Below are 17,452 nucleotides of genomic sequence, written 5' to 3'. Positions count from 1 at the left end.
ATGGCCGACCGTATCCCCGACCCTCCTCGGGCCCTGCCGCCGGGCCGAGTGCGCGCCCGGCTGCGCGCGGGGACCGGCGTACAGCGGGCCATGCTGCTCATCGGGGCTGCGCTGACCGGGCTGGTCCTGCTCACCGCCCTCGCAGCGCCCCTGCTGGCACCGTACGGCTACGCCCAACTGCAGGACGGCGCCGAGTTGTTCGGTGCCCACCAGCCCCGCGGCGGCGATCACCCCTTGGGCACCACTGTAACCGGGTACGACGTGCTCTCACGCACGATCTGGGGCACCCGGACCGCCATCGAGATCATCACCATCACGCTACTGCTGTCGGCGGTCCCGGGAACCGTTCTGGGCCTGGTCTCCGGCTATCTCGGCGGCCGACTGGACCGACTGCTGGTAGGGGTGGCCGACGCGTTGTACGCGTTCCCGCCCCTGTTGCTCGCCATCGTCATGTCGCTCGCGATGAGCGGCGGCCAGTCCAGCCTCGCCGGTGGCCTGGGCGCGACGGCCTGTGCCGTTGCCGTGGCCTTCGTACCACAGTACTTCCGGGTCGTACGGTCCGAAGCAATCCGAGTGAAGACGGAGCCCTACGTGGAAGCGGCCCAGGTCATCGGCACCAGCACGCGGCGCATCATGGTCCGCCACGTGCTGCGCAACTCCGTGCGCACCCTCCCGCTGCTCCTCACCCTCAACGCCTCCGACGCCCTCCTCACCCTGGCCGGCCTCGGCTTCCTCGGCATGGGCATCGAGCCCAACTCCGCCGCCGAGTGGGGCTATGACCTGGGCCGGTCAGTCGCGGACGTCACCGCGGGCATCTGGTGGACCGCGCTGCCACCCGGCCTGGCCATCATGCTCACCGTCCTCGGCACGACCCTGCTCGGCGAGGGCCTCACCGACCTGGCCGACCCACGGCTACGCCAGCGCGGCCCGGCGCCCCTACACGAGGAAGGCGCCAGCCATGCCTGACCTGCTGCGCATCGAGGACCTGCACGTCACCTTTGCCACCGACACCGGGCCCGTCACCGCCGTACACGGAGTGAGCCTCTCCATCGCGCCCGGGGAAGTGCTCGCGCTGGTCGGCGAGAGCGGCAGCGGCAAGACCGTGACTGCCAAGTCCGTCCTCGGGCTCCTGCCCACCACCGCGGCCACCCGCGGCCTAGTGCTGCTCGGCGACGGCACCACCGACCCTGCCGAGGACGTACTGACCGCGTCTCCCGCCCGGTTGCGCGCCCTGCGCGGCCCACTGGCCGCCATGGTCTTCCCGGAACCATCCACCACCCTCAACCCGGTCTTCACCATCGGCTGGCAGCTCGCCGAAGCACTACGAGCCCACGGACACGGCCGCAGCAAAATCGATCGCCGGGCCCGGGCCATCGAGTGGCTCGCCAAGGTCGGCCTCCCAGACCCGGACACCCGGGTGAACCACTACCCGCACGAGCTCTCCGGCGGCCAGAAGCAACGCGTCTTGATCGCCATGGCACTGGCGACAGGCGCCAAACTCATCGTGGCCGACGAGCCGACCACAGCCCTGGACACCACCGCCCAAGCCGACATCCTGGCCCTGTTGCACAGCTGCCGCACCGACTTCGGCACCGCCCTACTGCTCATCACCCACAACACTAGGACGGTCGCCGACATCGCCGACCGCGTGGCGACGATGCGCGAAGGCCGAATCATGAAAGTCGTGGAGCAGAGCACGGCCCGCAGCCTGTACCCGCTGCCCGGTCATGCGCACACCCCCCGTCCGTCAACCGCCACACCCGCCGTCGTCTCTCGCGGAACAGGGCACGCGCATACCTCGGCAGCGGACGCCGAGCAGCCCGTCGTACGAGCCGACCGACTGGTCGTCGACTACCCCAGGCGACTTGGACGGCCATCCTTCCGCGCGGTCGACAGGGCCACCTTCGTCATCCGCCCGAACGAAGTCCTGGGCCTGGTAGGCGCAAGCGGCAGCGGCAAGACCACCATCGGCCGGGCCATCGCCGGACTGACCCGCGTCACCGCTGGCGAAATATACGTATTCGGCCGACCGCTGACCGACCGCCGCAGCCGGCACCGCCGAACGCACCCCATCGGCTATGTCTTCCAGGACCCGGCAGCCAGCTTCAACCCACAGCTCACCATCGGCGACAGCGTCGCCGAGCCGCTGACCGTCCACCAACGCCACCTCGGGCCCCGAGCCATCCGGGCTCGGGTCGAGTCACTCCTGGACGCGGTGCACCTACCGTCGGCGTACAGGGACCGCTATCCACACGAACTCAGCGGCGGCCAACGCCAACGCGCGAGTCTGGCCCGCGCACTCGCGCTGAACCCCCGACTGGTAATCGCGGACGAGCCCACCTCCGCCCTGGACCTATCCGTCCAGGCACGAGTGCTCGACCTTTTCACCACACTGCAGCAGGAGCTGGGCTTCGCGGCCCTATTCATCAGCCACGACCTCACGGCGATCGACCAGGTCGCCAACCGTGTCGTCATCATGCAGCACGGGAGGCTCGCCGAGTCCGCCTCCACACCCCAGGCTCTGGCCCCTCACGTGCCGCCTCCACAGGAGCCTGGCGTCAACCAGTGAAACGAACGGACGGTGTCCCCTCTGGTCAGTACTGCTTGACCGTTGAATGAGGGCCGACCCGGCATCTCTCAGGCCACCCTGATCCGGAGGTGCCGCGCTGGCGTCAATGACTGGGACACTCCCATCCTCGCCAACTTCCGATCCACAGAACCGCCAACTGCGAGTCACCGCCCAGCCACGACCTGGTCTCGTTCCCGCTGCCCCGCCAAGTAGCAGTCAGAGTCACAGGGGCCCCGGCGTCACCAGACCGATGGAGAAGGGACGTTCGGACGGCCCAGAGGCGGCAGGTCCTCGGCCAGGCGAGGAGCTCCCATCTCAACGCAGGATGGCGGGGCACCCATCAGTCTTCGACCGGATGCCCCACTCCTGTACATGAACGTTCTCGCAGGTGCCGAAGTACCTCAACCTGCGCGAGTGCCGGATGAAACCGGTGCTGGAGCGGGCGGTCAGCTACACGATCCGTACGGCGCACTTGCTCGCGAACTGTTCGGCAGAGCGCGGACATTCGATGGCTCGGCCAAGACGTCGCGAAGCCGTTCGATCTCTATCCGCTGGGCGGCGATCTGCGACAGAGCCCGCTCCCGGAAGTCAGTGAGCCCATCGATCTCCACGTCACGTGCGGCGAGACGCTCCTTCAGCCCGGAGACCTGTTCCTTGAGCCGCTCGATCTGTGCCGCCCGCGGGTCCGGGATCACGCCCGTTTCCCGAAGCTCGGCCAGCCGCCGCTCGAACTCCTCCGCCAGGTGCTGGTAAGGGCCCGGCCGCGGCGAGCCGTCGCGGTTCTTCTTGGGATAGAAGCCGGTGCGGGCGACCCCGGCCTGGGTCGCGAGGGTCTTGATGTCGCACTTGCCGCCCGAGGGAACGTCACCGGCGAGGAGCCGGTCCATAACGTGACGAATGGCGGTTTCGTTGTTCCGCCGGGTCTCGTCGCTGATGCGGGCCACGTCATGCCCCCGTTCCGCAGTGGGCGTCAATCTCGGCCAGTACCCGTTCATCGCGGGCGAGTTCCTTAGTCAGTCGAGTCTTCTCCGTCCGCTGCGCGCGCCCGATGGTGGCGATGAAGACCTTCTTGCTCGCGGCGCTGGCCGCCCATACCGGGCGGTGCCCGGCATGGTGGGTGGCCTGGGGGCACCGCGCTGAATCGCACATGCCGATCAAGGGCTCTGTCGCCCCGCGGGCGTGGCCCCCTGCAAGCTTGAGGCACAGCGCCTTGGACGGATCGAGGAACCAGCAGTAGTTCGCCGGCCCCAGGTGCAGGGCCTTGGCCCGCTTGGCGAGCAGGTTCGTCACCTCCTGGTCACTGCGCTTGATGTTCGGCGCCCCGGACGAGTCCAACTGTTCGTCGACGAACGCGAAGAAGTCCAGGAGGTCGCTGGCGCCAGGCCCCGCAGGCCGGATACCGTTCTGATAGTCGTGGAAAGCGTCGAGGGCGACGCGCATCTTGTGCTCCCGCTCCTCCTGGCCGAACTCGGCCATCAGCACCGACTGAGCCCCACCCGGGCGGTCCGCATAGCCCTCGGTGGTGACCACGGAAATGTGCTTGAGATGGATCTTGGCGGCCAGCAGTCCACCGGGCCGGTGCGCCATTTCCACCGCGAGGGTTCTCCGTAGCATCCGCAGACTGACCGGCACCTCGGGGATCGGCGCCAGCCCAAGGCGACGTCCCTCCGCGCCATTAACCCAGGTCAGGAACCATTCGTACGGGGTGAAGAACGAGAGCGACTTGAACAGGTGACCGGCGTTCTTCACCGGGTCAGCGAGCGAGGCGGCTACGCCGGCGGTCTCATACGCCTGCTTGATGGTCACCCACTGATCGTGTTCACCACCCAGCTTTCGGCCCTTGATGACCTTGCCCTTCAGCCGGTAGCGGAGACGGCCCTCGCCGAGCTGTTCGGGGGGCAGGCGGCAGTCGTGGGTCAGCTCGGCCAGTTCGCTCTTCCGCATTCCGGTCAGTGCGGCGAGCGCGATGAGGCAGGCTGTGCGGGCCCGGGAGAGCTGCAGTCGGGCCTCGGTGGTGTTCATCGGCAGGGTCCAGGGGACACTGCCGCGTCCGTCCGCGCGTTCGACCAGGGCGGCCATCCGGCCCCAGCGTTTGGCCAGGCCGACTTCCCTGACAGCCTTCTCCAGGTGGCCGCGCACGGTGGGCAGCCACGTGTAGTGGAAGGCGTGCCGTCCGGTCTCGTGGGCGAGGGAGATCAGGTTCACCCGTAGCAGCGGGTCGTCCGGATCCCAGCCGCCCGCCAGCCGCTCGGCGACGACGTGATCGAGGGCGACATCCAGCGGATCAGACTCCTGTATGTGGCGGTCGATGGCCTGCGCGACCTCGACCCTCCAGTCCGAACGCTCACGGTTGTTGCGGCCCGGCCGGTTCGGAACCATCTCCTGCAACTGTTGCTGCAGCTCCATGACGTGCGGCGCCAGCACCTCCACCACATACAGGGCCGCCGCGACGAGCGGTTGGAAGACGTCGTTGCTCAGCGGCGGTGTCGTGTTGCCCGTCCGACGGACCATCCCGGCGACGGAGTACGCCGTGCGTCGCCCCCACGGACGGAAAGCCGACACGTAGCCGTCGGCTGAGAACAATTCGGTGTAGTAGCCCAGCTCCTGGATGACCGCCACTACGTCCATGCGGTAGCCGGGGCTGCTGTCGCGGATCACGATGCCGTGCTTGTCCCGTACCTTCTTCCGAAGCTCCAGGTAGGCGGCGCAGTGCTGCTGGGTGACCTCCCCGAGATTGTCCACACCCTGCTCGGTGAGCCAGTTGAGCCAGCCGGTCAGCACGGTCAGCCGTCCGTGCACCGTGGCTATCAGCACCGGCGTTCGGTAGGCGTGGGCAAGTTCCCGCACCGCGGGGTGGTCCGGTGCGAGCCGGGCGAAGATGAACTCCTTCGCGAGTTCCCTCCACTGGGGATTGAGGATCTCGGCGAAGGACAAGATCCGCGCGTAGCGCGCAAGGTACCGCGGCAGCCCGATGACACCGGTGAAGTCCCAGATTGTGTCGTCGAAGTGAGGATGTGGGCCCGCGCCGTGGACCGGCAGACCAGCCGCAGCGCACACGTCTTCACCTCGAAAGACGGAACGAGAATAGGCAGCCGCGAGGCCCGTGGGCCGGTGCATGGTGGTCATACGGTGTGCTCCTCAGGTCGCAGGGGAAGCTCGACATCGGAGTCGGTGACCTCGGCAGCGGCTGCCCGTAGCGCGTGCTCGGAGAAGTACCGGTCGGGGGTCAGGATCTCGTCGAGACGGTGGGCGTACGGGCCGAAGACGGGGAGGAACTCGGCGGTGGTCATCTGCTGCCACTGGCGCGAGAAGAACGCCCGTAGCCGCAGCAGGTTCGGCAGATGGCGGGGGGCGAACAAGGCCAGCGGGCACAGCAGACACACCCACGGACGTGCCGGACAGAGCTTGCCCTTCGGCCCGTGGAGCCCCGACAGCTGATCTCCACACGCTGCGGTGAATACGTCGCGTTCCCCGGACAGGAGCTGCGCCAAAGCGTTGTCATCCAGGCCGAGCCGCTTCATGTGCTCGGGATAGTTCTCCACCAGGTCGGCCATTTCAGCGGTGGCCAGCACCAATGGCGGCAGCGCCCGGCGAACGAGGTCCTCCTGCGCCTGAGCGATGATGTCTTCCACCGCCTCGCGCTGAGCCGGCGTCGTGTTCGTCAGGTAGTGGTCCCCCTCGATGCCGGGAGACCGGTTCGGGTCTAGCGTGGACCGGCGGCTGCCGCGCCAGTGTGACCGGTCTTGCAGCGCGTCGTGGGTCGTGCGGATGCGGTGCCGGTGAAGGGCCAGGGGGAGACCGTCGTCACCAGTCATCTGAGTGGGACGCCCGTCCTCGTCGACAGCTTGGCGCCGCTCCACCCAGGCGCATATGGACAGGCGGGTGCCCGGCTTAGCCAGCCATCGCTCTCCCGCCCGTGTGCCACCTGGCGTGAAACGCACCCAGAGCTCTGGGCGTAGTTCCTCGGGCGCGAAGCGGCGGGCCACCGCAGAGTGATCAAGCCACTGTTCCAGCAGGCGAGTGGCCTGACGTGACAGAGCAAGGCTCTCTGCCGCCGTGCGGCCCTTGACGTAGCTGAGGAGGATCTTCGCGTCACCCGCCCACTCGATGTCGTCGAGTCCCAGGTCCGCGATCCCGTCCGGCACGACCCCGGTGTAGGCGCCGAACAGCAGTTGGTAGGCGATGATCACATCCAGGGTCGGGATCAGCGGATCCAGCACTGCGCGAAGACCGACTCCGTATCTCTGCCGGAAGGGGAACGAGCCGCGCTCTGCCATCTCGTTGACGAGCGGGTCGGGCCCGTGGTGAAGCACCAGCCAGTGATGGGCAGTGCGCTCACGGAGCGCCGCCCCTGGCCCGTCAGCTGACGAAGCGTGCTCACGGGCCGCGCAGAACGCGCGGAAGGCACGATCGACCTCGTCCCGGCAGGTACGGATGAGCCGGGCCCATTCGGCCTCGCTGTACGGCTGGTGCGAGCCGTACCGCTCGCCCGTGTTGAACAGTCGGCCATCGACGAACGCGCGCACATCCGGCGCCAGAATCTGATCCTGGTCATCCGCGCAACGCAACATCGCCCGCAGCGCACTTTCTTGGGAGGATCGCACCCCTTGCCGCCAGTACCGGGCGAGGAGCGCGCGCGTCAGGTCGGAGGCCCCGCCGGAGAACCCGAACTCGACCAGCCAGTCGGTGAAGCCGCGGATGGCCGTGAGGTAGAGATCGACGCCTCCGGCGCTGTCGACCTGTCCGTGCGGATGGACAAGGTCCGTGGCGCCTTCCAGCAGGGTGCGTGCCAGCCGCGGGAGTTCCACTGGCCGTCGCACGCGCAGGGGGCGGCGGTACTCCGACCCGTCGCTGAAGATGCAGTGCACGCCCAGCGGGTCAAGGGTGACGGTGGCCGGCATCAGACCACCGCCGGTTCGTCGTCGAACTCAGTCTCGACCTCGGCCTCCTCGTCCAGCAGGCCGTACTCCTTGCCGACCCGCTGGTACAGGGAGTTGAACAGACGGAGCACGTCCAGGCGATGGAGGTACGCTTCCGTGGTCAATGAACTGGTATGTCCGAGCAGATCGCGCAGAATCAGCAGCGGTTCTTGGGTCCGCAGGTAGTGCGCCAGGGCGGCATCGTCGTCGGTGTCGCGGACCTGTCGAGCAGCCTGCTCATACCAGCCACGCATCAGCCGCGCCATGGTCGCCATGGCCATGGTGTGACGCAGCCGGTGCGGATTGACGTGCGGGAAACGCGGCTCGTAACGCTCGCGGATGCGATCGGAGGTCCTGGCGAAGACCGTGGCCCATCCGGTGAACGGACGTCCCTGGCCCCACACCGACAGCAGCATCGAACCCCCCTCCGGGGCGACCAGACGCCGCCGCTCGTCAGGGCCGAGTGAGCTCCACTGGACGCGGACCCCGTTGACGCGTCCGCCCCGCTGGTCGGCGTCCGTCACGAACAGAGGCTCTCCCCAGCGGGCCGGCGGACGCCACAACGATCCGAACGTCGCTGCAGCTCGATCGAGAGCGATGTAGGAGTGCAGCTCAGCCAGCGAGTCGTAATCGATCCACGACTCGCGGTACTTGCTTCCCTTGGTGACCCCGGACGGGATCGGAAACGACAGCGGCACCGCAGTCCGCCGCGAAGGAAGCACGGGCACCTCGCAGACCAGCAGGTACGTGTACTCCTGGCTTCGTAGCCCGCTGGAGACGATCATTCGGCCGACCGCCGAGTTCCGGGCCAACTCCCGCCCTCGGTACCGCAGATCCCGCTCCCCGTCGGGGCTCAGGCCCGCCAACCCCTTCAGGAACATGTCCGTGAAGTCGTCGTCGAGATACTTGATCGTCACATGAGGCTTGGCTTGGCGCCGCCGTGACTGGTTGACCCGCCCGCGACGGACTTGCCCCTTGAAAGCCCAGATCGCCTGCCGGTACGTGAACGGCTCGGAGTCGGCGTACCCCTCATCCCTCGCCCACTTGTAGAACCCGGCCAGAATCCCCATGTTCTGATTCCACGTGGACGCCTCGAAACGATGCTTGATGGGCCCCTGGGCTCGATAGACGGAGTACGCGCCCAACGCCGCCTTCAGACGACGCCGCGTGTCGAACAGGGCGACCCCGTGCTCGGATATGAACTCCAGCCACTCACGCACCGTACGCACGTAGTAGGGCCACGAATTCGGAGATGGGCATCCATTCGCCGGCAGCTCGCAGGCCCAGCAGTTGATCACGGTTGTGGGACGGATGCCGTTGCTGTCCTCGAACAGGAGGTCGTCGTCGAACAGTAACGGCATCCCCTCCGGAATCGCCGGCCTGAACGCAAGCCCCCAGGACTCCCAGCCCGCTGACGAATAAGTCGATTGGTGCATGGCCGATGAGTACCAATGCAACCTAGCTGAGTGCAACAAACAAATGAGCAGGTCAGGCGGCCCTTCCGGCAGTAAGCAACACCGTCGCTAAGCGGGAACAAGCAGGTACAGCGACCACAGGGCGCTGCTGGCGGCCAGGACGAAGGAGGTGGCCGTGTTGGCCAGCACGATCGAGCGCACCACGGGTGTGCACAGGGTGTAGGTGAGGCCCTCGCGGATTTCCGTCCAGTGGCTCGTGTCCGCCGTGCGTGCGGGTGGCGGGTCCTCGCGGTGTTTGATGCGCCAGAGGAGCAGTGAGCTGGCGAGGTATGAGGCGGCATCGACGGTGACGGCGCGGGCCGCGCCGAGCGCGGTGACGAGGGCGCCGCCGGAGTTGTTGCCGATCAGGTCGGCCAGGGAGTTCCCGGCGCCCATCTTGGAGTTGCCGTCCTTGATCCGGTCCGGGCCGAGGAGGGAGGGCAGGTAGCTGATGGAGGCGTTGCTGCCGATGACCTGCAGGGCGGCCACCGTGAAGGCGACCGCGTACAGCTGGATCAGCGTGATGCGGGCCAGGAGTTGTGCCGCGGGGAGTGTGAGGAGGACGGCTGCACAGAGCAGGTCGCAGGTAATGATCACCGGGCGTTTGCGGCGGCGGTCGGCGAGGACGCCGGCGTGCAGGGACAGCAGGAGGGCTGGCAGTTTGGAGGCGAAGGCGATCAGTGCGACGTTGAAGGTGGACGCGTGCAGTTCGACGACGGCCAGGACGGAGAGCGCGATGGTGGTCACGCCGCCTCCGGTGACGCTGATGCCCTGGGCGAGGGCGTAGTGCCGGAAGTCGGGGTCTCTCCATAGGTTGCCGGGGGCGTTCGGTTCGGATCGGTGTGGCACGTCCGTGAACTCTCCTCATCCGTACGGCTGTTTCGCTCAGTGCCTGCGGTGTGCTTGCACTCTGCTTCAGTTGGTCAGGCCCGAGCGCTGGGCAGGCGGTCCGGGTCAGCGCGGCAGTAGCCGTTCGACTTCTTGGCCGTGCAACAGCTGGGTGATGTTCTCGACGAGACCGCCGAGGTCGTCGGCGGGTCCGGTGGCGGCGACCTGAATGGCGTCGTCACCGGAGGGATGGAAGACCGCGGCGTCGACTCTGATCCGGTCCGGCTTGTCGACGTAGTGGGCGTTGACCGAGCAGGCGGTCTGGCAGTTGCCCTTGAGCTGGGCGAGGATGCCGCGCTCGACGGCCAGCAGCCGGGCGGTGGCGGGGTCGTTGAGGGCGGTGAGGAGGTGCGCGGCGACGCTGTCACCGCTTCGGTGCTCGACGACGAGCGTCCCGGCTCCGGTGGCTGGGGCCAGTACCGATGTCGGAATCAGTTGAGTAGCGCGGTCGGCCTTGGACACCCGGCACAGGCCGGCATAGGAGACCACGAGAGCGTCCAGCGGCTTGTCCCCTTCGCCGGCGTCGAGGCGGGCGAGGCGGGGGAGCAGGTTGCCGCGCACCGGCTGGATGGTGAGGCGCGGGTAACTGGCGCGGAGCTGGGCGATGCGGCGCGGGGCGCTGGTGCCGATGACGCTTACAGGTGGGAGGTCGTCGAGGGTGGTCGGGGGTCGCCCTGCCGGGAGGACGAGGGCGTCCCGGGCGTCTTCGCGGGGCAGGACGGCGCCGATCGTGGTGTCGGTGCCGCGCTCGTGGGGGCCGGGGAGGTCCTTGGCACACGAGACGGTGACATCGACGCGTGCGGTGGCAAGCGCCCGGTCCAGCTCGCGTACCCAGACGGCCTTGCCTCCGATCTGCGACAGAGGACCCTGATGGAGATCACCGGCGGCTTTCATCGGGGCCAGGTCCACGGTGACCTGGGGAAAGGCGCGTTTGAGCAGGTCGGCAACGTGTGCTGCTTGGACCATGGCCAGGTCGGAGTCGCGGGTGCCGATGACGAGCCGGGGCGGGATGTAGGTCACGGACGGATCCTGGGGTCGGGGAATTGAGTGGTGACGAGGGTGACGATGGTGGTGATGGCGAGGCCGACCGCGATCACGCCGAGGCAGCCCAGCACGTCGCGCAGCGTGCTCCACAGCGGGTCGGTGGCCCACTTGCTGGGCCACCGTGCAACCGGGCACGCCGTGCCGGTAGGGCGGTCGGCGTCAGTCGGGGGCGCTGGTGGCATGTGTTGAATCACCGTTGGCCGAGGGAGACGGCAGGACCACTGGGGCGACGGTGCCGTACTGCTGGGCCTGCATCAGGTACATGCGCCGGTACTGGGAATCGGGCAGCGCCATGAGCTCCTGGTGGGTGCCGCTCTCCACGAGGTGCCCTTGGTCCAGGACGTAGATGATGTCGGCGTGCTGGATGCCGGCCATGCGGTGGCTGACCAGGACGACGGTCTTGCCTTCGTCGGCCAGGCGGCGGATGCGTTCGAAGGACTCGATCTCGGCCTCGGGGTCGAGGGCGGAGGTGGGTTCGTCAGCGATGACGAGGCTCGCCTGCCGGTGACGCAGCCTGGCTTGCCCGACCGTCTGCCACTGCCCGCCGGACAGTTCCTGGCCGCCGCGGAACTGCCGGGCCAGCAAGGTGGAAAGGCCGCGGGGCAGGGTGGTGGCGAGCTTGTCGGCGCCCGAGTAGGCAGCCGCGCGAGTGATGTCGTCATCCGCGTTGCGCTCCGGCTGACCGATCTGGATGTTGGTCCGCAGGGTGAAGGGCCAGCGCTGGAAGCCCTGGTCGAGGACGGCCACATGCTGGAAGATGTCCGCCCGGTCGGCCTCGACCAAATCGGTTGGCCCCCACAGGACGCGGCCTGCCGTGGGCCGGTGCAGGCCGGCAAGGAGCTTCACCGCGGTGGTCTTGCCGCTGCCGTTGGCCCCGACCAGGGCGATGACGGCGCCGCGCGGAAAGGTCAGGGAGACGTCGCGCAGTGCGGGAGTGTCGCGGTCTGGGTAGGTGAACGACACGTTCTCGAAGGTGATTTGGTCGGGAAAGGTGCTGACCGGCTCACCTCCGGTGGGGATGGCCCGGCGCTCGGCCTCATCACGGAAACGGTCAAGGTCGCGGACGTAGAGGGACTCCTCGTGCAGCCGCAGGACGTTGTCGACAAGGGCGCCGAGGCTGGCTGAGCCGGTTCGGATGGCGAGCGCGGCGGTGGCCACGGTGGCGGCGCTCATGTGGCCGGTCAGCCATAGCGCGCCCAGTCCTGCGAAGGTTGCCGCCGTCGCGAGGCCAGCCATGGCCGCGGCGATCAGTTCGGTGACCGCGCGGCCGTCGGCCAGGCGGGTCTGTTCGGCCTCGGCGGTCTGGCCCATCGTGCGGAAGTGATCGAGTAGGAAGCGGCCGACCTGGTGGACGCGGACCTCGGTGGCCGAATCCCGGGTCGTGATCAGGTTGTTGACTAGACGCTTGGCCCGCTCGTGTTCGATCCACTGCATCCGTGAGGCGTAGCGGCGCCGACCCACGTGCATGGCGCCCCAGCCGCGCGGCAGCGCGATGAGCAACAGCAGCGGCAGCAGAACGGGACTGAGGACGGTGACCACCCCGGCCGCGGCGACGAGGGAGAACACGCCGTTCACCACAGCCACGCAGATGCCGATCATGGCGCGGGAAGACTGAGCGCCGAAGTACGCCGAGTCCAGCAGTGATCGGAACTCGCCGTCTTCGATGGCCTCCAGTTCCGCGCGGGTGGCGCCTTCCAGGAACTGTTCGGTGGCCAGCCGCTCGACCTTTGGCTCCAGCCGCCCGGTGCAGGCCGTCGACAGGCAGGCCAGGATGGTGCCGACGACGGCGATGACGCAGCCGGCGATCAGGGCCGGGAGCGCGGCGTGGAGCCGCGCGAGGTTGTCCCCGTCCTTGAGCAGGGCTTGGATCACCTGGTTGGTCACCAGCAGCCCGGCGGCCTGGGTGAGGCCCTGGCCCACCTCGGCGATCCCGATGGTCAGCAGGGCACGGCGGTCCGCCCGCCAAGCCAGGCGCAGGGTGCTGCCGACCAGGGTCGGCACCATGCGGGCGGCCTGCCCGAATTTGGTGTCCAGCCGCGCGTACTCGTGGCGCACCCAGCCGAGGTCGTAGCGCAGCGGCCCGCCGAAGAGGGCGACCTCGGATTCGGAGACGGCCGGCTCCGTCTTCCACACCCGTTTCCACAGCCGCTTCATCGCGCCTCCGATACGGCCGGGCCAGCGGGAGCGTGAGGCTCGCCGTCGACCAGAACGGCCGGCACACCGGTGAGCAGCGCGACGTGGGCCGCCTTGATGCGGCGGGCGAGGCGGTGCGGCAGCCGCCCGAGCGCCTCGTCGACGGGGAGGAACTCGGCCGCGCCGATCTCCCCGTCCGCGAACCGCAGGGACGTGCACTGCTCGTCGGTGAGCGGACCCACGTGGAACACCGTGACCACCATCGCCCGCCCGTACCGCGCGGCCGGGACCTGGTCCACGACAAGCAACTGCCCGATCGGTACGCCGGTCAGGTCGAGCTCCTCGGCCAGTTCCCTCTCCAGGCCCTCGATCTGCGTTTCGCCGGCGTGCACCATGCCGCCGGGCATGTCAAAGCCGTCCTTGTAGGTCGGGTCGACCACGAGAATCCGGCCGTCGGCGTCCGTGATCAGGGCCGTGCAGGATGCCATGGGCGCCTCGACCTGCGCCCAGTACGCCCGCTGCTCGGCAGTGACCACACGGTCAGGGCGGCCGACCGGCTGCTCGGTGGTGTCAGGGTTGCTGGTCATGCAAGTCCTCCTAGGCCAAAGGGCAGTGCAGAGCTTCGCGCCGGCCGACCGCAGGCACGAGGCGGGTGTCGTGATCGGACGTCAGAGCTGCCCGGCCACCATGCCCGTCCGGGGTATCTCGACCGCGGCCTGCGGCGGGCTCAGCGGAATGCCCCAGCGGGCCGCCGCCGTACGGGCCGCGTATTCGGCCTGTTCGCTGCCGGCGCGTCCGAGGCCCAGCAGCTCGCTCGCCTGCATCGGGCTGACCAACAGCCGTCCGTAGGTGATGCCGGTGGCGACATCCTGCGGCGCCGGCCCCAGGGAGGTGATGCGGGCGATGTAGCGGGCCCGGGCGTTCGGCCCGGTGCCCGGGCCGTAGACCGCACCGTCCGGGTCGTGGAGGTAGCCGAGGTAGGTGGCGTCGCGCAGGTGCAGGTCCGCCTCTTCGGCGGCTTCCCTCAGTGCCGCCGCTGTCGGCCCGTCGTCCTCCGCCTCGACGGTGCCGCCCGGCAGGACGCAATGGCCGTCGCGCGGATCCACAAGAACGACGACCCGGCCGAGCGGGTCGAAGGCCCACACCCACGCCTGCTTCACGGGCAGGTCGGCAGCCGGCTCGCTGCCGGGGTGCCAGGCGATCTGCTGGTATCCGACCGCGATGCGCGGGATGACGTTCTGACGCTGCAGCGCCGGTCCGCCGCCGACGGCCTCCCCGTCCTCCAGCACTGCGGGTCCGGCACGGTCAATCCGGGCACGGAGGGCGCCCAGCATCCGTCGTCCCTCGATCGGGAACATCTGGGGAACGGCCTGCGCTGGCGGCAGAAAGTGGAACGAGGAGATCTCGTCCTCGGGCAGGCAAATCCGCGCGATGTCACTCTCCTCCAGGACGCCGCCGTCCCAGATGGAGATGGTTTCGCCCGGGAGGCCGTACACGGTTCCGAACTCCGGATTGCCCATGCTCACCCAGTCGACTGCCAGGAGCCGGCGTACGCCGATGGGCAGGCCGAGCTCCTCGGCCACCTCCCGCACCGCTGCGGCTGAGGGCCGCTCCCGTTGGTCCACTCCCCCGCCGGGCAGCAGCAGCGTCCCCGGCCGGTATGCCGGGTCGAGCACCAGGACCTTGCCCTCGGCATCCGTGAAGAGCACCGCGGCGCCGCCCCAGAATGCCGCGCGTGAGCGGGCGTAGTCCTCCGGCGCCATCAGCCCCACGGGCTCGCGCTCATCCTCAACAGGCATCCGGCCACCCCAGCGTGCTCGCGCTCTGGCCGCGCTGAATGCAGATCAGGGCCTGGCGGGTGTAGCGCACCAAATTCTCCGGCAGGTCCGAGAGCGGCCACCATCGCAGCTCCGCGCACTTGTCCGGTTCCGCAACATAGGGCCGTCCCGAGTACTGCTTGGCGGTGAAGAAGAGCTGCAGCCGGCTCTGGCTGGTCTGGGGGTCGTGGTCGTGGGCGATGTGCGCGACTACCAGGTCTTCCTCGGCGAGGGCGATGCCCAGCTCTTCCCGAGCCTCACGGACCATGCCGGCAAGGAAGGACTCCCCGTCCTCAAGGTGGCCGGCTGGGGCGTGCCACCATCCGTCACACCAGCCAGTGCCCTCACGCAGGCCCAGCAGCACCCGGTTCTGCTCGAACAGAACCAGGTGAAGTCCGATCACGGACTGGTATGCCAACGCCTTCTCCTTCTCGACATGTCGGTGTGATCGGAGGGCAGTTGACCGCCGTAGCCGCAGGACAGGACCCCGGGCACGGTGCGATCCGTCCTGCGAACGCGACGGCTGAAGTGAGCGAGGAGTCGTGACAGGCAACGGCACGGGTTCGGTCAACGCCCGAGCAAGAGCGACTTGTCGATGCCGACAGCGCCTTGTAGGCGGCTCACACGGCACAGCGGGGCCTCCCGAGGCATGAGGAATTCAATGCATACGCCGCCTGTGACCGCAGCGACTCGGGTGCCCGTTGCCGGACTCCGCTGAGTCTATCTAGCCTGAGGCGTAAGGTCGTTGGGCGAGTCCGTGTTCTCGTCGCTTCCACTCGTTGCGGTAGTTCCTCGGAGTGTCCGGCGCATCGAGGAAACGCCACCTCGTCGCCGACCACCTGCCTCAACTCACCGATCGCTTCCTCGCCACCAGGCATCCGACGGAGGCCGGGCTTTGGAGAGCAGCCGCCGCAGCCCTCACCTTCCAGAACGCCGAAGCGAACACGGCACCCGTCGGTGGCTGGGACGTCTGCTTGCTCCTCAGCTTCCGATTCTCGATTGCCACCTCAGCCACGCGCTCCGTACTCTGCACGGCAACGCGTTGACGGAGACGAGTAGCCACGGGACCACGCGAGCCGAGAGAACCGCCGGAAGCTGAGAAGGCGGTCTCGCACCCTGCGGTGAAGACCCTCCCGAGCGCGGGGAGGAACGACCCCGTCTGGTGGTCCAATGCCCCGCCGGCCGGCCCCCGTCACCAGGCCCGAATGAGGCCGCCACCCGAGTGGCGGCGAAAGTGCGGTGGCACCGCGAGTTGCCCTTCTCGCCCGCACTCCCAAGGGATCATGACGACGTCCTTCGGAGGACCCGAATGATCCACAGCCGCGTACACGTCTCTGACCTGCGAGAACACGTCGGCCGTACCGTTTCCGTCTGCGGGTGGGTAAACGCCCTCCGCCTGCAGCGGACCATGCAGTTCGTCATCATGCGCGACCACACCGGCCTGGCGCAGGTAACCCACAAGCGCGACGACGGGCCGCTGGAGGCCCAACTCGAAGCTCTAACCCCCGAGTCCGCCGTCCGTATCACCGGCCGAGTCGTCGACGCCGCCCAGGTCAAGCTCGGTGGTCTGGAGATCGTCCCCGAGGCGGTCGAGGTCCTGAACCCGGCCGCCACGCCGCTGCCGATCGACGAGCACACCGCCCTGGAACAGCGGATGGACTGGCGCTTCCTGGACGTGCGCCGCCGTCCCGCCACCCAGCTGATGTTCGCCGTGCAGACCACCCTGGAACAGGGCATGCGCGAGTACGCCTACGCGCAGGGCGCCACCGAGATGCACACCCCCAAACTCATGGGCACCGCCGCGGAGTCCGGCGCGGAGGTCTTCCAGCTCGGCTACTTCGGCCGCAGCGCCTACCTGGCGCAGTCGCCGCAGCTCTTCAAACAGATGGCGATCGCGGCCGGCATCGACAAGGTCTTCGAGATCGGGCCGGTCTTCCGCGCCGAGCCGTCGTTCACCTCCCGTCACGCCACCGAGTTCACCGGCGTCGACGTGGAGCTGGCCTGGATCGACGGCGTCGAGGACGTGATGACGTTCGAGGAGCAGATGCTCGCCCACGCCATCGCCAAGGTCGCCGACGCGCACGGCGAAGCGATCGCAGAGCACTTCACCGTCGAGGTCACCGTCCCCACGACGCCCTTCCCCCGCATCACGATGGCCGAGGCACAGGAGATCCTGCGCAAGGGCGGCTGGGACCCCGTGGGGGACAAGCAGGACCTGGACCCCGAGGGCGAGCGGAGCATCTCGACCCACATCAAGGAGGCCACCGGGCACGAGTTCGTGTTCATCACCCACTACCCGATCGGCATCCGGCCCTTCTACCACATGCGGGCTGCCGACGACCCGAGCGTGACCCTCAGCTTCGACTTGCTCTGGAAGGGTTTGGAGGTCACCACCGGCGCGCAGCGCGAGCACCGCTACGACGTGCTGCTCAAGCAGGCCGCCGAAAAGGGCATGAGCCCTGAGCCGATGCAGGACTACTTGAACGCGTTCCGGTACGGGTGCCCGCCACACGGCGGCCTCGGCATGGGACTCGGGCGGGTGCTGATGGTGATGCTCGGCTTGGACTCCATCCGCGAGGCAAGCTTCCTCTTCCGCGGGCCGAACCGGCTCACCCCGTAACCGGCCGC

The 17,452-nt window shown here is 68.4% G+C and carries 14 protein-coding genes; 3 read left to right on the top strand and 11 right to left on the bottom strand.

What is annotated here, in order from left to right; all coding sequences use genetic code 11:
- Positions 1-966, top strand: coding sequence for an ABC transporter permease (locus BN159_RS38505; protein WP_015662476.1), 966 nt, complete (start codon positions 1-3; stop codon positions 964-966).
- Positions 959-2,569: an ATP-binding cassette domain-containing protein gene (locus BN159_RS38500; RefSeq protein WP_015662475.1), complete on the top strand. Its 1,611-nt coding sequence runs from the start codon at positions 959-961 to the stop codon at positions 2,567-2,569. Before BN159_RS38505 ends, BN159_RS38500 begins: the two co-directional genes overlap by 8 nt.
- A 446-nt stretch (positions 2,570-3,015) precedes the next feature.
- Here the strand turns inward: BN159_RS38500 and BN159_RS38495 are convergent, their stop codons facing one another.
- The 11 genes from BN159_RS38495 to BN159_RS38450 form a co-directional block, all read right to left on the bottom strand.
- Complete coding sequence (locus BN159_RS38495; RefSeq protein WP_041820447.1) at positions 3,016-3,513, bottom strand: hypothetical protein; 498 nt, start codon at positions 3,511-3,513, stop codon at positions 3,016-3,018.
- A gap of 1 nt (position 3,514) precedes the next feature.
- Positions 3,515-5,695: a site-specific integrase gene (locus tag BN159_RS38490; protein ID WP_015662473.1), complete on the bottom strand. Its 2,181-nt coding sequence runs from the start codon at positions 5,693-5,695 to the stop codon at positions 3,515-3,517.
- Positions 5,692-7,470: a hypothetical protein gene (locus tag BN159_RS38485; protein ID WP_015662472.1), complete on the bottom strand. Its 1,779-nt coding sequence runs from the start codon at positions 7,468-7,470 to the stop codon at positions 5,692-5,694. The genes BN159_RS38490 and BN159_RS38485 overlap by 4 nt, the downstream gene beginning before the upstream one ends.
- Positions 7,470-8,849 (bottom strand): site-specific integrase, encoded by a 1,380-nt coding sequence (locus BN159_RS38480; protein WP_041820446.1) that lies wholly within the window; start codon positions 8,847-8,849, stop codon positions 7,470-7,472. The genes BN159_RS38485 and BN159_RS38480 overlap by 1 nt, the downstream gene beginning before the upstream one ends.
- A gap of 162 nt (positions 8,850-9,011) precedes the next feature.
- Positions 9,012-9,791: an MFS transporter gene (locus tag BN159_RS38475; RefSeq protein ID WP_015662470.1), complete on the bottom strand. Its 780-nt coding sequence runs from the start codon at positions 9,789-9,791 to the stop codon at positions 9,012-9,014.
- Positions 9,792-9,896: 105 nt separating this feature from the next.
- Positions 9,897-10,850 (bottom strand): hydroxymethylbilane synthase, encoded by a 954-nt coding sequence (gene hemC, locus BN159_RS38470; RefSeq protein WP_015662469.1) that lies wholly within the window; start codon positions 10,848-10,850, stop codon positions 9,897-9,899.
- Positions 10,847-11,056 (bottom strand): hypothetical protein, encoded by a 210-nt coding sequence (locus tag BN159_RS45920; protein WP_015662468.1) that lies wholly within the window; start codon positions 11,054-11,056, stop codon positions 10,847-10,849. Before BN159_RS45920 ends, hemC begins: the two co-directional genes overlap by 4 nt.
- Positions 11,034-13,028 (bottom strand): ATP-binding cassette domain-containing protein, encoded by a 1,995-nt coding sequence (locus BN159_RS38465; RefSeq protein WP_015662467.1) that lies wholly within the window; start codon positions 13,026-13,028, stop codon positions 11,034-11,036. The genes BN159_RS45920 and BN159_RS38465 overlap by 23 nt, the downstream gene beginning before the upstream one ends.
- Positions 13,025-13,594 carry an NUDIX domain-containing protein gene (locus BN159_RS38460; RefSeq protein WP_015662466.1) on the bottom strand — a complete coding sequence of 190 codons (570 nt, stop codon included), beginning with the start codon at positions 13,592-13,594 and terminating at the stop codon, positions 13,025-13,027. Before BN159_RS38460 ends, BN159_RS38465 begins: the two co-directional genes overlap by 4 nt.
- 81 nt (positions 13,595-13,675) lie before the next feature.
- A complete protein-coding gene (locus tag BN159_RS38455) occupies positions 13,676-14,806 on the bottom strand; it encodes an NUDIX domain-containing protein (RefSeq protein ID WP_015662465.1) in 1,131 nt (376 codons plus the stop codon).
- Positions 14,796-15,242 carry an NUDIX hydrolase gene (locus BN159_RS38450; protein ID WP_015662464.1) on the bottom strand — a complete coding sequence of 149 codons (447 nt, stop codon included), beginning with the start codon at positions 15,240-15,242 and terminating at the stop codon, positions 14,796-14,798. The genes BN159_RS38455 and BN159_RS38450 overlap by 11 nt, the downstream gene beginning before the upstream one ends.
- Positions 15,243-16,133: 891 nt before the next feature.
- Here BN159_RS38450 and aspS point away from each other — a divergent pair.
- Positions 16,134-17,444, top strand: a complete 1,311-nt coding sequence (gene aspS / locus BN159_RS38445; RefSeq protein ID WP_015662463.1) for an aspartate--tRNA(Asn) ligase — start codon at positions 16,134-16,136, stop codon at positions 17,442-17,444.
- Positions 17,445-17,452: the final 8 nt, after the last annotated feature.

Source organism: Streptomyces davaonensis JCM 4913, assembly GCF_000349325.1.
GTDB classification, from domain to species: Bacteria; Actinomycetota; Actinomycetes; order Streptomycetales; family Streptomycetaceae; genus Streptomyces; species Streptomyces davaonensis.
The sequence above is the reverse complement of the archived record's forward strand: the minus strand, read 5'-3'. Positions and strand labels throughout refer to the sequence as shown.

Bases quoted from the DNA above. Each gene is read 5' to 3' on its own strand.
- BN159_RS38480 (WP_041820446.1), bottom strand. From the start codon at position 8,849: ATGCCGTTACTGTTCGACGACGACCTCCTGTTCGAGGACAGCAACGGC.
- BN159_RS45920 (WP_015662468.1), bottom strand. From the start codon at position 11,056: ATGCCACCAGCGCCCCCGACTGACGCCGACCGCCCTACCGGCACGGCG.
- aspS (WP_015662463.1), top strand. From the start codon at position 16,134: ATGATCCACAGCCGCGTACACGTCTCTGACCTGCGAGAACACGTCGGC.
- BN159_RS38465 (WP_015662467.1), bottom strand. From the start codon at position 13,028: ATGAAGCGGCTGTGGAAACGGGTGTGGAAGACGGAGCCGGCCGTCTCC.
- BN159_RS38455 (WP_015662465.1), bottom strand. From the start codon at position 14,806: ATGCCTGTTGAGGATGAGCGCGAGCCCGTGGGGCTGATGGCGCCGGAG.
- BN159_RS38490 (WP_015662473.1), bottom strand. From the start codon at position 5,695: ATGACCACCATGCACCGGCCCACGGGCCTCGCGGCTGCCTATTCTCGT.
- BN159_RS38500 (WP_015662475.1), top strand. From the start codon at position 959: ATGCCTGACCTGCTGCGCATCGAGGACCTGCACGTCACCTTTGCCACC.
- BN159_RS38460 (WP_015662466.1), bottom strand. From the start codon at position 13,594: ATGACCAGCAACCCTGACACCACCGAGCAGCCGGTCGGCCGCCCTGAC.
- BN159_RS38485 (WP_015662472.1), bottom strand. From the start codon at position 7,470: ATGCCGGCCACCGTCACCCTTGACCCGCTGGGCGTGCACTGCATCTTC.
- BN159_RS38505 (WP_015662476.1), top strand. From the start codon at position 1: ATGGCCGACCGTATCCCCGACCCTCCTCGGGCCCTGCCGCCGGGCCGA.